The sequence below is a fragment of the Arthrobacter sp. 9E16 genome (assembly GCF_002929435.1).
Lineage (GTDB): Bacteria > Actinomycetota > Actinomycetes > Actinomycetales > Micrococcaceae > Arthrobacter_B > Arthrobacter_B sunyaminii.
Genome location: NZ_PJIU01000002.1, coordinates 587,706 through 602,241, shown reverse-complemented (window position 1 = coordinate 602,241; position 14,536 = coordinate 587,706). Strand labels below are relative to the sequence as shown.

12 protein-coding genes and 1 pseudogene are annotated in these 14,536 nt (G+C 64.7%); 1 reads left to right on the top strand and 12 read right to left on the bottom strand.

Features of this window, described 5'->3' with window-relative positions:
• Window positions 1–59: 59 nt before the first annotated feature.
• The 12 genes and pseudogenes from CXR00_RS09465 to CXR00_RS09410 all read right to left on the bottom strand — a co-directional run bounded on the left by CXR00_RS09465 (window position 60) and on the right by CXR00_RS09410 (window position 13,551).
• Window positions 60–2,093, bottom strand: a complete 2,034-nt coding sequence (locus CXR00_RS09465; RefSeq protein ID WP_146068471.1) for a YafY family protein — start codon at window positions 2,091–2,093, stop codon at window positions 60–62.
• A 132-nt stretch (window positions 2,094–2,225) separates the two neighbouring features.
• Window positions 2,226–2,621, bottom strand: coding sequence for an FKBP-type peptidyl-prolyl cis-trans isomerase (locus tag CXR00_RS09460; RefSeq protein ID WP_104054257.1), 396 nt, complete (start codon window positions 2,619–2,621; stop codon window positions 2,226–2,228).
• Window positions 2,622–2,675: 54 nt separating this feature from the next.
• On the bottom strand, window positions 2,676–3,653 hold the full coding sequence (locus tag CXR00_RS09455) for an FKBP-type peptidyl-prolyl cis-trans isomerase (RefSeq protein ID WP_146067222.1): 978 nt from the start codon (window positions 3,651–3,653) through the stop codon (window positions 2,676–2,678).
• Between the two features lie 108 nt (window positions 3,654–3,761).
• On the bottom strand, window positions 3,762–5,123 hold the full coding sequence (gene pafA, locus CXR00_RS09450; RefSeq protein ID WP_104054255.1) for a Pup--protein ligase: 1,362 nt from the start codon (window positions 5,121–5,123) through the stop codon (window positions 3,762–3,764).
• The gene (prcA, locus tag CXR00_RS09445) at window positions 5,123–5,914 is read right to left on the bottom strand and encodes a proteasome subunit alpha (protein ID WP_104054254.1); all 792 of its coding nucleotides are present in this window, start codon (window positions 5,912–5,914) and stop codon (window positions 5,123–5,125) included. The genes pafA and prcA overlap by 1 nt, the downstream gene beginning before the upstream one ends.
• A gap of 2 nt (window positions 5,915–5,916) precedes the next feature.
• The gene (gene prcB / locus CXR00_RS09440; protein ID WP_104054253.1) at window positions 5,917–6,741 is read right to left on the bottom strand and encodes a proteasome subunit beta; all 825 of its coding nucleotides are present in this window, start codon (window positions 6,739–6,741) and stop codon (window positions 5,917–5,919) included.
• Between the two features lie 3 nt (window positions 6,742–6,744).
• A complete protein-coding gene (locus CXR00_RS09435) occupies window positions 6,745–6,948 on the bottom strand; it encodes a ubiquitin-like protein Pup (RefSeq protein WP_104054252.1) in 204 nt (67 codons plus the stop codon).
• Window positions 6,949–7,019: 71 nt separating this feature from the next.
• Window positions 7,020–8,630 (bottom strand): depupylase/deamidase Dop, encoded by a 1,611-nt coding sequence (dop, locus tag CXR00_RS09430; protein WP_308470493.1) that lies wholly within the window; start codon window positions 8,628–8,630, stop codon window positions 7,020–7,022.
• A pseudogene (arc, locus tag CXR00_RS09425) lies at window positions 8,627–10,291 on the bottom strand (proteasome ATPase); the annotation flags it as partial. The gene dop and the pseudogene arc, both read right to left, overlap by 4 nt.
• A gap of 226 nt (window positions 10,292–10,517) precedes the next feature.
• On the bottom strand, window positions 10,518–11,585 hold the full coding sequence (locus CXR00_RS09420) for a tRNA (adenine-N1)-methyltransferase (RefSeq protein ID WP_104054250.1): 1,068 nt from the start codon (window positions 11,583–11,585) through the stop codon (window positions 10,518–10,520).
• A gap of 62 nt (window positions 11,586–11,647) precedes the next feature.
• Window positions 11,648–12,826 (bottom strand): site-2 protease family protein, encoded by a 1,179-nt coding sequence (locus tag CXR00_RS09415; RefSeq protein WP_237686875.1) that lies wholly within the window; start codon window positions 12,824–12,826, stop codon window positions 11,648–11,650.
• Entirely contained in the window at window positions 12,823–13,551 is a 729-nt protein-coding gene (locus CXR00_RS09410) for an HAD family phosphatase (protein ID WP_104054248.1), read from the bottom strand. The genes CXR00_RS09415 and CXR00_RS09410 overlap by 4 nt, the downstream gene beginning before the upstream one ends.
• A 102-nt stretch (window positions 13,552–13,653) precedes the next feature.
• Between CXR00_RS09410 and CXR00_RS09405 the strand changes: the two genes are divergently transcribed.
• Window positions 13,654–14,532: a PAC2 family protein gene (locus CXR00_RS09405; protein ID WP_237688569.1), complete on the top strand. Its 879-nt coding sequence runs from the start codon at window positions 13,654–13,656 to the stop codon at window positions 14,530–14,532.
• The last annotated feature ends 4 nt before the right edge of the window (window positions 14,533–14,536 follow it).

The window sequence follows — 14,536 nt, the reverse complement described above, 5'->3', positions numbered from 1 at the left end:
TCCAGCATAGTGCCGGAAACCCCAAGCCCGGGCATTCCCGGCCCTACGTCGCCCACGGGCTACCTGCCCTGCGGGTCCGCCCCGTAATTCTCCAGAGCCGCCCGCAGCCACCCGGCGGTTTCGCTGCGCAGGTCCTGCGGTGCGGCAACAGCCACGCTGCCTCCCTGCCGGGCGATGAACCCCGGTATCCACCGGGTGTTGCCCACCCGCAGTTCCACGGCGCTGCGGCCGCGGGGCAAATCGGCGCGCCGGACGGCGTCGTACGCGCTTTCCACCCAACTGGCGGAAGGCCCGGTGATCAGGGTGACCAGGACGTCTTCCGCTCCCGGCCGGAAAAGGCCGGACGGAAAGGCTGCGTCGGCAGCCGGAGCCTGCCAGGACGCCGGGCCGCTGTCGGTTACCCGGTGGATCCGGTCCACCCGGAAGTTCCGCACGCCTTCGGATCGGTGGCACCACGCCTCCAGATACCAGAGATCGTTCACGGAGAAGAGCCGGCGCGGATCCACGGTGCGGTCCGTCACTTCGTCCCGGCTGGGCACAAGATACCGCAGGTCCAGCTGCCGGTGGCCGGCAATGGCCTGCTGCAGGGTGTTCAGGACCGCTGCGCTGCCGTCGGGCTCGGCCAGGCGCGCGGCAACGGTGCTGCCGGCCTGTGCGGACTCCCCCGCTGCAACGCTCAGTTTTTCCAGGGCGCTGGCCAGCGCCGGGGACTCACCGACGCCGGGCAGGGCCGCCAGCGTTTCCAGCCCCACCATCAGCGCTGCCGCTTCATCCATGCCCAGCCGGACCGGTTCGGACAGGTCGTCGGCATTGTCGATGAAAATGGAGCCGTTTTCGAAGTTCACGTCCATGAGCCCGTTGGGGTAATGGCGCGGACCGCTCACGAAGAGAAGGTTCAGGTCGGTGGCCAGCTGTGCCGGGCTGACGCCAAAGCGGCGTGCGGTGTCTTCCAGATCCGCGCCCTGATTCCCCAGCACGTAGGGCACCAGATCCAGCAGACGGGTCAGATGGCTCTGCGCGGCCGTTGAACTGGCCGCCGGCGCGGGAGCGCGCCGGGCCAGGGTGAACGCAGGAACGGGCTTGGTCTGTGCTTCCAGTGCCAGACGAAGCAGTTCAGCGACAGCTGAACGGAATTCGGGCGGGTGGACGGCAACGGCCCGGGCTCCCAGAGCCGCTGTGTCAGCCGCCAGTGCATCCAGGTCGGGGACCGTCAGCGTCAGTTCCTCCCAGCCGGCCTGCTCCGCAGGTGCCGGTTCCGCGCCGGCCCGCAGGCGCAGTTCCGCCGCCGCTCCCTCCCGGACCCGGATCACAGCCGTAACCGGTGCAAAAACCGAGTCCAGCGAGGCCAGGGACGCATCAATGCTGAAGCTCTCGGGAACCTGATAACTGCCTTCGCCGAGCGTAACCGGTGCGCTCATGCGGGAGAGCCGAAAGAAACGCTCGGCTTTCCGGTCCAGATCCCATCCCACGACGTACCAGTGGCCAAACCGGCTGCCCATCCCCCACGGCTGCAGATGGCGCACGGTGCTGCGTCGCCGGACGGGCTTCGTTGGGGTATCGACGGCACTGCGGATGCGGTCCGCCGGGCGGTAGCCAAACGATATGGGCGTACGGGTGACGGTGGCTTTCCAGACCGTCTCAAAATGCGGATCGTTGGTACGGATCCGGGGCTGCAGCACACTGGCGGCAGCATCTTTTGCTTCCACTCCGCGGGCCTGGAGCTTGCGCAGTGCCCGTGCCGCCGCTGACCCCAGGGAGGCCTGCTCCCACATGCCGGCGGCCAGGGCAAGGACCGCTGATTCTTCGGGTGTGAAACGTACTCCGGGGAGGCGGTACTGATCGGCACGTATGCGGTAGCGGCGGACGGAGTTGTCCTGGTCGTAGAGCGTTTCTTCGCTGTAGGACTCCACGGGGATGCCCTGCTCACGCAGGAAGGCCTTGTCCCGGTCGAAGAGTTTTTCACGGGCAGCGGTGGACGGCGCTTCGCTGTACAGCTCAATCTCTTCGAAAAGTTCGTGCTTCGTGAAGCCCCGGCGGGTGGACAGCAGGGCAATCACGAGGTTAAGGAGGCGTTCGGTTCTGTTGGCGGACACGGAAGCCAATCTACCGCGCTCCGCTGGACGATGCGGACCGCACAGGGTTCCGGATGCAGAAGTGCGGGAACTAAAAAGGCGGGCCGGCAGCTGCAGTGCAGCTGCCGGCCCGCCTCGAGACGGGGTTCCGGATTAGCGGACGCCCAGCAGGTCAACCACGAAGATCAGGGACTCTCCGGGTGCCACGGCCGAACCGGCGCCGCGGTCTCCGTATGCCATGGAGGCGGGGATTTCCAACCGGCGGCGGCCGCCGACCTTCATGCCCAGCAGGCCCTGGTCCCAGCCCTGGATGACCTGGCCGACTCCTACCTTGAAGTCCAGCGGGGTGCCGCGGTTCCACGAGGCGTCGAATTCCTCGCCCGTCGAAAAGGCAACTCCCACGTAGTGGGTGGAGACGGTGTCTCCGGCCTTGGCCTCGCGGCCGTCGCCCACCACGATGTCTTCGATCAAGAGATCAGTGGGTGCCTCGTGGTCCGGAAAATCAATCTCCGGCTTCTGGCGGTCGTATTCACGCTTTCCAAATGACATGGTGCTCCTCGCTGCGGCGGTTTCCCGCGTTGATGCTGTGTTCAGCTACTAACGCTACTTGACTTCCTCGATGTCCACGACAAACACCAGCGGGCCGGACGGGCCGTTCTGGGCCGGATCGCCGTAGGCGAGCTCTGTCGGGATGACCAGCAGCACCTTGGCGCCGGCCTTCTGGCCGGACAGTCCGTAGGTCCACCCGGAAATGACGCCGTCCAGCGGGAATTCGATTGCCTCGCCCTGCTCGTAACTGGAATCGAAGGTCTCGCCGTCGCGGAGGCCAACGCCCAGGTAGTTGGCCTTGACGGTGCTGGTCTCGGTCAGGGCAGCGCCCTCGCCCTCTTCGAGCACCTTCACGATGAGCTTTTCAGGTTCCACGGCGTCCTCGGGGATCTCCACGGCGGGAACGCCGTCGTCACCGAAGGTCACCTTGGGGAGCTTGCCGTCCCCTTCAAGGGCAGCAACTTCATCCTGGCTCATCAGGAGCGTGCCGTCTGCGTTGCGGGCGGCTGCCTCGTCCTTGTCCAGCATCGGAACGGTGTCCTGGGTGCTCAGGACGTTGAGCACCATCACCTGTGTGGGCTGCTCCTCTGCGTCCTCGGCACCGCTGGCCTGGGCCTGGGCGTCAGGGAAGGCGTAGGCAATCTGGGAGCCAACCTTGGCTCCAAGAAGGACCTCGTAGAGCACCGGGTCCTGTTCCTTCAGCATGTCATTGACCGGCAGCGTGGAGGCCGCCTGTGAGTAGGTGTCCCCCAGCACGCTCGCATCTTCGGCGTTCAGCGCCACAAACTTGAAGGTGATGCTCTGGCCGTCGGCTACTTCTTCGCCGTCACCGGTGTGAACAACCTTGGCGGCACTTTCGGTGATGTCCAGCGGAGCATCGAACTCCACTTCGGGAACCGTCTCCGCGTCTTCGACCTTGACCTTCACGGAGTCAAACACTCCGGCCTGTCCGGCGGATTTTTGCTCTTCCTCTGTGCCGCAGGCGGACAGGAAAAGCAGGGCGGACAAACTTACGGCTAGTACTTTTCGCACACTACTTCTTTCAGTGGTGGACAGATGGGGCCCGCGATTTTTCCGGCGGAGCCGGATTTTGGGCGCGGACAGTCGAGATAAGACTAACGTTTCTCCCTGTGCGCTGCCTTAGAGCGTAGCCAGGAGGGCTTCCACCCGCTCATCCACTGCTGCGAACGGATCCTTGCACAGGACCGTCTGCTGCGCCCGGTCATTCAGCTTCAAATGCACCCAGTCGACCGTGAAGTCACGGTTGGCAGCCTTGGCCCGGCGGACAAAATCACCGCGCAGCTTGGCCCGGGTGCTCTGGGGCGGAATATCCACGGCTTCCTTGACGTCGCTGTCCTCCACCACCCGTGCCGTTTCCCCGCGGGACTGAAGGAGATAGAAGAGTCCGCGGCGCCGGGAAATGTCATGGTAGGTCAGGTCCAGCTGCGCCAGCCGCGAAGAGGACAGCTCCAGCGAATCGCGTTCCGCGTACCGGTCGACAAGCTTCTTCTTGATGGCCCAGTCAATTTCCGTGTCAATACCGGAGGTGTCCTGTGACTCAATGGCATCCAGGGTCCGTTCCCACAGATCCAGCACCCGGGGAACGTGGCGGTTGTGGGCCCCGTTGGCCGCCACGAAGTCCTGTGCCTTGGCCAGAAAAATGCGCTGCAGCTCAAGGGCGGTCATGGTTGACCCGTTGGCGAGCTTCAGCGGCAGTGACCCGGTCAGGTCGTGGGATATCTCCCGAATGCTGCGGATGGGATTCTCCAGGCGTAAATCGCGCATCACCGTCCCCGCTTCGATGACGCGGAGCATGAGGTCCACGGAACCGACCTTCAGCAGCGTAGTGGTCTCGGACATGTTGGAATCCCCCGCGATAACGTGCAGCCTGCGGTAATGCTCGGCGTCGGCGTGCGGTTCGTCGCGGGTGTTGATGATGGGACGGGACCGGGTGGTGGCGGAGGACACGCCCTCCCAAATATGGTCCGCGCGCTGGGAGAAGGCATACAGGGACCCGGATTGCGTCTTGAGCACCTTGCCCGCGCCGACCAGCAGCTGCCGGGTGACCAGGAACGGGATAAGAATGTCCGCCAGGCGGGAGAATTCCAGGCGCCGCGGAATCAGGTAATTCTCGTGGCTTCCGTAGGAGTTCCCCGCAGAGTCAGTGTTGTTCTTGAACAGGTAGACGCTGCCGTTGAACCCCTCGGCCCGCAGCCGGTCCTCTGCCTCATCGACGAGATCGTCCAGAATCAACTCACCGGCCCGGTCATGCGCCACGAGCTGGGCGAGGTCATCGCATTCAGCGGTGGCGTACTCCGGATGGGACCCGACGTCGAGGTAGAGCCGCGAACCGTTGGTCAGGAATACGTTGGAGGAGCGCCCCCAGCTGACCACTTTCCGGAACAGATAACGTGCCACTTCCTCGGGTGAGAGCGGACGGGAGTCAGGACCCGAGTAGGCAATTCCAAACTCGGTTTCAATCCCAAAGATCCTGCGGTCCATCAGTCTCCCTCCGGGCCGGACAGCAAACGGTCCAGCTCTACGGTGTTGATTCTCCGGAATGCCCGGACCGTTCCCCGTGAGGACAGCGGATTGCGATCCAGGACCGCCACTTCCAGCAGCCCTGCCCCGAGGCGCTCCGGGGCAGCTCCGGCGTCGGCAGCACTGCCGGGGTTTCCGTAACCGGAGGATCCGTTGGCGGTGCCCGTGGGCTCCGCAGGGGCGCGGGTGGCGGAGAGGGCACCAACGGCCGTGCGGATGGCGTCGGGAAAACCGGTGTCCTGGTTCCAGGACCGGGCCAGTGCCTCATTGACGACGTCGGCCTGACCGCCCATGACCACGTAGTTGCTTTCATCGGCTATCGAGCCGTCGAACGTCAGCCGGTACAGGTGGTCCTGGTACGGTTCGGCACCCACTTCGGCCACAGCCAGTTCCACTTCGAACGGCTTTCCTTCCGTCGTGAAGACGGATCCCAGGCTCTGGGCATAGACGCTGGCGAGGCCGCGGGCCGAAACGTCATCGCGCGAGTAGGAATAGCCGCGTACATCGGCGTAGCGGACACCGGCCTGGCGCAGGCTCTCAAACTCGTTGTATTTGCCGACTGCGGCGAACCCGATCCGATCGTAGATTTCCCCGAGTTTGTGCAGCGACGGCGAGGGGTTCTCCGCGACCAGCGCGATGCCGTCGCGGCAGGTCAGCACCACCACGGAGCGTCCCCTGGCGATGCCTTTGCGGGCAAAGTCCGCCCGGTCCTTCATCAGTTGTTCGGGAGATACATAGAACTGCTGTGTCATGGTCAGCCCTCCAATCCTGCTGCGGACCGGCGGCTAACCAGTTCCTGGGCCGTTATGTGCAGTTCCCGTTCCGGGATTTCCCTGGCACCGGCGCTGTTGACCACGTACACCACAGGCCACAGCTGCCGCACGAGGTCCGGGCCGCCGGTGGCGGAGTCGTCGTCGGCCGCGTCATAGAGGGCTTCCACTGCCACGGCCACCGCCTGCTCCTCGTCCAGCCCCGGCTTCCAGAGCTTCTTGAGTGCTCCGCGCGCAAACACCGATCCGGAACCCACGCTGTGGTGTTCGTACTCCTCGTAACGCCCACCCGTGACATCGTAGGAAAAGAGCCGGCCGAGGTGGCGTTCGGTGTCATAACCGGCAAACAGCGGCACCACCGCAAGCCCCTGAAGCGCCAGGGGCAGGTTGGAGCGCACCATGGCCGCGAGCCGGTTGGACTTGCCGTCCAGGCTCATGGGCGTTCCTTCGATTTTGTCGTAGTGCTCCAGTTCCACCTGGAACAGCCGGATCATGTCGATGGCCAGTCCGGCCGTTCCGGCAATGCCGACCACTGAGTAGTTGTCCGCCGGAAAAACCTTCTTGATGTGTCGGCTGGCAATCATGTTTCCCATGGTTGCCCGCCGGTCGCCGGCCATCAGCACCCCGCCCGCATAGGTCAGGGCCACAATGGTGGTGGCCTGCGGTGCGGCCGCCGACGTTGACGCTGCAGAAGCCGGGCCCAGCCGGCGGGATGACGGCAGAAGCTCAGGGTGGTGGCGGGCGAGATGATCGCTGAAGGACGGCGGCGCCGCCCCGTGAACCGCTGACGCGGGGTCCTGAGGGGTCATCCGCTACTGTCCGCCCTTCTGGATGAAGCCACGGACAAATTCCTCGGCATTGTTTTCCAATACGCCGTCAATCTCGTCCAAAAGGTCGTCGACACCTTCGGTCTGCGCTGACGCGCCCGCTTCCGGGCCGACTTCGGGAGGAGGCGTCTCTTCCAGTTCCTCTTCCCCGGTGCGTCCTTCGGTGTTCCTGCGGTCCTGGGTTGCCATGATGCCTGCCTTCCTTGGCCGGAGTCCGGCCCTGTGACGGGTCCTGACAATCGGAACCCAACTGCTAGTGCCTATGGTGCCACGCTATGTTCCGGACCGGACAGGAGTCGAGTGACAAAGTCCTCCGCATCCACGGAAGCTTCAAACAATTCACCCGTCAGGGCACGGGTTCCCTTGAGGGGTTCACGCGTGGGGATGCGCTGCAGGCGCCGGCGCGAGGGGAGCTCGAAGATGATCGAATCCCAGCTGGCCCCCACCACCTGCTGAGGGAAGCGGCTAACACAGTTTCCCCGGAAATAGGCCCGCGTGTCATCGGGCGGCTCGTTGACAGCCCGTGCAATCTCCTGGTCGGTCAGGATGCGCTCCATTTGACCGCGGGCGGCGAGCCGGTGGTACAGCCCCTTCTCCGGACGGATGTCCGAATACTGCAAATCCACCAGATGCAGCCGGGCATCGGACCAGGCGAGGGAGTCCCGGTTGCGGTACGCCTGGAGCAGTTTCAGTTTTGCCACCCAGTCCACAGACGCTGCGGCCTCCAGGGGATCCCGCTTCAGCGTTCCAACCAGGGACGTCCAGCGGGTAAGGATGTCCTCCGTGGCCGGGTCCGTCCCTGCGCTGCGGCAGTGCCGCGCAGCAGCCTCCAGATAAATCTCCTGAAGGTCGAGGCCGGAGACCATGCGCCCGTCCTTGAGCTCCACCAGCCGCTCAAGGCTCGGATCGTGGCTGATAGCCTGCAGCGCGCCCACCGGATCCCGCAGCTCCACTTCCGGCGCAGTGCCCGCCTCAATCATGGACAGGACAATGGACGTGGTTCCCACCTTCAGCAGCGTGGATACCTCGCTGAGGTTTGCGTCGCCGATAATGACGTGCAGCCGCCGGTACTTTTCCGCCACGGCATGGGGTTCATCGCGGGTGTTCACAATGGGCCGGCGGATGGTGGTTTCCAGTCCCACCTCCGCCTCAAAGAAATCCGCCCGCTGGCTCAGCTGGTAGCCCTGGCGCTGGTTGTTGGTCCCTATCCCCACCCTGCCGGACCCGACAATGACCTGGCGGCTGACAAAGAAAGGCACCAGGCCGCGGACCAGGTCGGTGAAGGGGACACTGCGCGGAACCAGATAATTTTCGTGGGACCCGTAAGAGGCCCCCTTGCTGTCGGTGTTGTTCTTATACAGGTTTACGGGCGAGAACCCGGGTGCGGCGGCAATATACCGCACCGCTGCCAGTACGACGGCGTCCCCGGCTTTGTCCCACAGGACCGCATCGCGCGGAGTGGTTACTTCCGGGGAGGAGTATTCCGGATGCGCGTGGTCAACGTAGAGGCGTGCACCGTTGCCCAGCACCATGTTCATCAAGACCGGGTTGTCGGTGGTTTGCTCCCCGTAGAGGGCGGCCGGACCGCCGCCCTCCATGGCGATCTGTTCCGCGTCCAGCACCGGCGGAGCATCGGTCAGCTGGGTCGGATCCGCTGCCGTCCGCGGCACGGCAAATCCCCGCGCGTCATTCAGCGGTGCCTCGTCCGTGTAATCCCACCGGGTGCCGCTGAAATTGCCCATACCGCTCCGGCGCGAAGCTGCATAGGCATTGACGATCTGGCTGGACAGGACGGTGGCGTTGGCCGCGGGCATCCCGGGCGCCAGCACACCGTACTCGGTTTCCGTGCCCATGACGCGGCGCACGCTCATAGATACTGCCCGGGGTTGGCTGTTGTTTCGATGGTGCGCCCGGGTTCCTGCCCGGCTTTGCCCTGGATGATGGTGCGGATGTAGGTGATGCGCTCGCCTTTCTTGCCCGAGATGCGTGCCCAGTCGTCCGGGTTGGTGGTGTTGGGCATGTCCTCGTGCTCACGGAATTCATCCACCACTGCACGCATCAGATGATCGATCCGCAGGCCGCGCTGGTGCAGCATCAGCAGGTCCTTGATGGCGTACTTCTTGGCCCGGTCCACGACGTTTTGAATCACGGCACCGGAATTGAAGTCCTTGAAGTACAGCATTTCGGTGTCACCGTTGGCGTAGGTGACTTCCAGGTATTCGTTGGACTTGTCCTCCGCATACATCTTTTCCACGGTCCGGCGGATCATTTCCCGGACCGTCATTTCCGGGTCGTACCCGTTTTCGGCGAGGTCGTCCCGGTGCAGTGGCAGGTCCGGTGTCAGGTACTTGGCGAAGATCTCCGCCGCGCCCTCGGCATCCGGGCGCAGGATCTTGATCTTCACGTCCAGCCGGCCCGGACGCAGGATGGCCGGATCGATCATGTCCTCGCGGTTGGAGGCGCCGATGACAATGACGTTTTCCAGTTTCTCCACGCCGTCGATCTCCGAGAGCAGCTGGGGAACGATGGTGGTTTCAACATCGGAGGAAATACCGGTTCCGCGGGTACGGAAGAGCGAGTCCATCTCGTCAAAGAACACCACAACGGGGCTTCCGCCGGAGGCCTTTTCACGGGCGCGGGCGAAAATCAGCCGGATGTGCCGCTCGGTCTCCCCCACGTACTTGTCCAGCAGCTCCGGGCCCTTGATGTTCAGGAAGTAGCTGCGGGTTCCCAGGGATCCGGTCTGCTCCATGACCCGGGCGGCCAGCGAGTGGGCCACCGCCTTGGCGATGAGGGTTTTGCCGCAGCCGGGAGGGCCGTACAGCAGGATGCCCTTGGGTGCCTTGAGGCCGTGCTCCCGGTACAGGTCCGGATGCAGGAAGGGCAGCTCGACGGCGTCACGGATCTGCTCGATCTGGGGTCCCAGGCCGCCGATATCCGAGTAGGAAATGTCCGGAACTTCTTCCAGGACCAGGTTTTCCACCTCGCTGCGGGGGATCTTCTCCAAGGCGTAGCCGATTCGTGTATCGACGGTGAGGGCGTCTCCCACCCGAACCTTCTCGGCTACCAGCGGACCGTTGAGGCGGACCACACGTTCGTCGTCGGCCCGGCCGATGACCAGGCAGCGGTCAGTGCCCAGCAGCTCCTTGACGGTGAACAGCTCGCCGCTGCGCTCGAAGCCCAGCGAAGCGACGGCGACCAGCGACTCGTTCAGGAGAACTTCCTGCCCGGGAACAATCTGGTCCATGTCCAGCAGCGGGCTGACCGAAACGCGGAGCTTGCGTCCGGACTGAATGATGTCCAGACTGTCCTGGACTGCCGCAGTTGTGGTTTTGCCCCTGCTGGCCGGTGCCCGGTGGTTCACCGAGATGACGGTCGCGAAGCTAAAGGGCGTGGCGCCCTCTTTCTCGAGGGCGTCCTTTAACCGGATGATCTCTGACTTTGCCGTCTCCAGCATCGCCACCAAGCGGGCATTGTTGTGGGTAAGGGCTGCCAGCTGCCGGTCCACGTTCCGCAGCTTCTCCCGAAGCACGGCGGCCTGCTGGGCGTCGATCCCGGGGCCGCCTGTTCCGCCGAGGTATCCGCGCGGATCTTCAGCCCCGGATTCAACGTTGTTATCTGCTCCAACCATGCTTACGACCACCTTCACGTTGCGCAGGGACTCTAGCCTCTGACGATAACCCAGCAACGGAGGCAAAACACCGGTTGGCACCTCTTGTGTTTGTCGGGCCGGCAGTTATCCACCGGCCCGATTGCGGCTAGGGCGTTTCCGGCGTACCGTCCTGATCCGCGTTGTACTTTTCGGCGTTTTCCAGGGCCCCGCGCTGCACCTTGGAACTGGCGTCACGGGCAGCGCGGCGCAGCTTGTGGGCCGAGACTTCCCTCTCGCCAACGGCAGCGGGCGTCCATGCGTTGAGGTCCTCTTCGCTGAAGTTGGTTTTGGATGCGCGGCGCTTGGCCACCAGTCCGGTGGCGCCTTCGGCCAGACGCCGGGCGGTCAGCAGGAATCCGGTGTGTGCCACCATGCGGTGGTCCGGACGAACGGCCAGCCCTTCCAGGTGCCAGCCGCGAACCATGGATTCCCAGCCGTCGGGCTCGGTGAACCGGCCGTCGGCGCGGATTGCCTCGGCGGTGCGGGACAGCTGCGTGACAGTGGCTACGTAGGAAATCCAGACGCCTCCCGGTGCCAGGACGGTGGCTACGGCGTCGGTGCACTCCCACGGAGCCAGCATGTCAAGAACCACCCGGTCAACGCTGCCGGGCTCTTCGGTGCGGACAACCTCTTCCTGGAAGTCACCCAGGGTGATGTTCCAGGCGGGGTGCGGGCCCCCGAAGAAGGTTTCCACGTTTCCCCGTGCGATATCCGCGAATTCTTCGCGCCGTTCAAAGGAATGAAGCGAGCCGTAATCTCCCACGGCACGCAGCAGGGAGATGCTCAGCGCGCCGGAGCCCACGCCGGCCTCCACTACGCGGGCGCCGGGATAAATGTCGGCCATGGTGACAATCTGGCCGGCGTCCTTCGGATAAACCACGGCGGCACCGCGGGGCATCGAGAGGACAAAGTCCGACAGCAGGGGGCGCAGCACCTGGTACTGCTGGCCCGTGGTGTTGGTGACGATCGTGCCTTCGGGCTTGCCGATGATCGTGTCATGGGGCAGGAACCCGCGGTGGGTGTGGAAAGCGCCGCCCTCGGTCAGGGTGATGGTGCTGTGCCGGCCCTTTTCGTCGGTGAGCTGGACGCGCTCCCCCGGACGCAGCGGCCCCCGGCGGTTGTCGGCGCCGTGGGGTGCTGTAGCGGCAGTCTGGCCCGGAGTTTCCGAGTTCATGGGTAACGTTCCTTTGGATCGGGTGTTGCTGGGTCTGTGAAGAAAAAGGGGGGGGCGGAAATTTACCGCGGGGATGCCGGCGGACGCTGCCGCCGTCCGGGCTTGGCCGATATGGCGTCCAGGACAACCGCCTGGGTCAGGAGCCCAATCACGGAGCCGTCGTGGTCTATGACGGCATACTCACTGCCCTGAAGTTTAGCGAGGTACTCCACCAGTTCTGAACCGGCGGCGACCACCGGCACATAGGCTCCGGGAGCCAGGGGGCGCGCTGCGGCGTCCACCGGTGTGCTCGCCGCCAGGTTGTCCGGCACCAGCGCGAGTGCTCCGCGGTCCGCGACGGCCCAGGGCTGCCCCGTGACGGCAGTGATGACCAGTGCCGCGTGCGGATTCGCCGTCAGCAGGGCCCGGGCGCTGGACACGGTCGAGCCGGCGGGCAGCGAAACCGCGGGGCTCATGAGGGCGCCTGCGCTGACCTGGGGCAGCCGCAGGCGGACGCGGGCGTTCTGGATACTGGCTCCGGCACCCATCCAGAGGAAGGAAGAAATCAGCGCGGTGAGCAGAATCAGCTGCAGGTCCGGCGCTTCGCCGCGCAGGTAGGGCGGAATGACGACGGCGGCAGCCAGCAGGGCTGCGATGATTCGTCCCGCATAGCCGGCGGCTACGGTGCCCCGGTCCTGGGAACCTGTGGCCTTCCATACCGCCGATTCCACGATCCGGCCGCCGTCCAGGGGAAGGCCGGGCAGCACGTTGAAGACGGCCACCAGCAGGTTTGCCCACACAAAAATCTGGGCCAGCAGCGCTGCCACCGGATTCAGCGGCACCGCAACCAGGAGAAGCCAGCCTGCGCCGGCCAGCGCGAAGTTGGCCGCGGGTCCCGCCAAGGCCACCAGCAGGGACCGCCCCGGCGTTGTCTGCACGCTGCCGAACTGGGTATGCCCTCCCCAGAGGGTCAGCACGATTTTTGTCGTCGGCCAGCGGTATCTCCGGGCGAGGACGGCGTGGGCCAGCTCGTGAATGAGCACGGAGACCAGCAACAGCAGGGCGTATCCCAGCGCAACCCCGTAGGCGCCAGCACCGAGGTACGGAAAGCTTCGCCGGACCAGCGGGCCGAAAAACACCACGATAAAGGCGGCAATAATGAACCAGGAGTAGGCCAGGTAGACGGGCACCCCGGCGATCCGTCCCAGGGGTATCCCGTTCCGCACGGGCGCCGGTGTACCGGCTCCGGGGGTAGTGCTCAACGCGTTGCCCCTGCCGGCGCCGAGGTCACCAGCGAGGCCAGATCCGCAGCTGTCCTGCCGGCCAGTGTTTCCCATTCATGCCGGCCCTCGTCCGGGGGCAGCGGAAGAAAATGGGGAACACCGAGCGTCACCAGGCCCGCCGCGCCGGCGGAGGTGACCCCCGGAAGGGAGTCCTCGATCGCAACCACACGGTTCTTCACCAGATCGGGGACCAGCTCCGAAAGACGGTCGAAGGCCAGCTCGTAGGGCTCCGGATGGGGCTTTCCCTGCTGGACCATGTCTCCCGTGACCAGGAACTCGAAGGTCCCGGCAGGCAGCTGGCGACACACCTCATTGGCCAGCACGGGCTCCGACATGGTCACCATGACGCACGGAATGCCGCCTTCGCGAAGTTCGGCGAGCAGTTCGCGGGCCCCGGGACGCCAGGGGATCTGGGTGCGGACTTTCACCGTCACCTGCGAAATAAGCCGGTCAATGATCTGCCGGATGGTCAGGGGAACGCCTGCGTTCTGCAGCATCCCGGCACCGTAGGTCAAGGCCTGGCCGACCATTGATTCGGCGTCGGAATCCGTCCATGAGCCGCCGTACTCGGCAACGAGATCCTTCTCCGCCTGGATCCAATACGGTTCCGTGTCCACGATCGTGCCGTCCATATCCCACAGCACCGCCTGGAGCGGGGCGTACCGGGGATCAATCTGCAGGGCATTGGGAACAGAAGAAGACATGCATCCCAGTCTAAGGGGCGGCGGCTGACGGGTTTACTTTGCTCTCGGCGAAGGGCTGCCCGCGGTCCTGACAACACAGCGCGCCGGACATATGGTGAGTCTGTGAGCAATACCGACGAAACCCCGCCCGTAGGCCTCCAGGACTTTTACGGCGGCTCCCAAGAGCGCACCACCGTCATGCTGGCGGCCTTTGAAGGCTGGAACGATGCCGGCGAAGCTGCCAGCGACGCCGTGAAGTTCCTGAGCATGTTTTGGCAAAGCGAGAAGATCGCCAGCCTGAACGCGGATGAGTACTACGATTTCCAGTTCACCCGGCCGGTGATTGAGCGGCTGGCGTCCGGCGAGAAACGGATCAAATGGCCAAGCACCCGCATTTCCAAGGCCGAGGTTCCGAACAGCAATCTGGACGTGATCTTTGTTTCCGGTGTTGAACCTTCCTACAAGTGGCGGGCTTACACCGCAGAGCTGATTGCACTGGCGAAGGAACTGGAAGTCGACTGCATCCTTCTTGCCGGCGCGCTGCTGGCCGACGTGCCGCACACCCGCCCGATTCCCGTGACGGTGACCTGCGAAGACAGTGACCTGCGCGAGGAACTCAAGGTGGAGTCTTCCCACTATGAGGGGCCCATCGGGATCGTTGGGGTGCTGGCGGAAATGGCCGGGCTGGCCGACATTCCCGCTGTGTCCCTGTGGGCGGCAGTGCCCCACTATGTGGGGCACTCCCCCTCACCCAAGGCGCAGCTGTCCCTGCTGCACCGCATCGAGGAACTGCTTCAGGCACCCCTGGACACGGCGCTGCTGACCGATGAAGCCGATGCCTGGGAGCGGGGCGTGGACGAACTGGCCACCGAGGATCCGGAAATCGCCGCCTATGTGCGCCAGCTGGAAGAAGCGAAGGACACGGCGGAGCTTCCGGAAGCCAGCGGCGAGTCGATTGCCCGCGAGTTTGAGCGCTATCTCAAACGCCGCCGGCGCGACTAGGGGC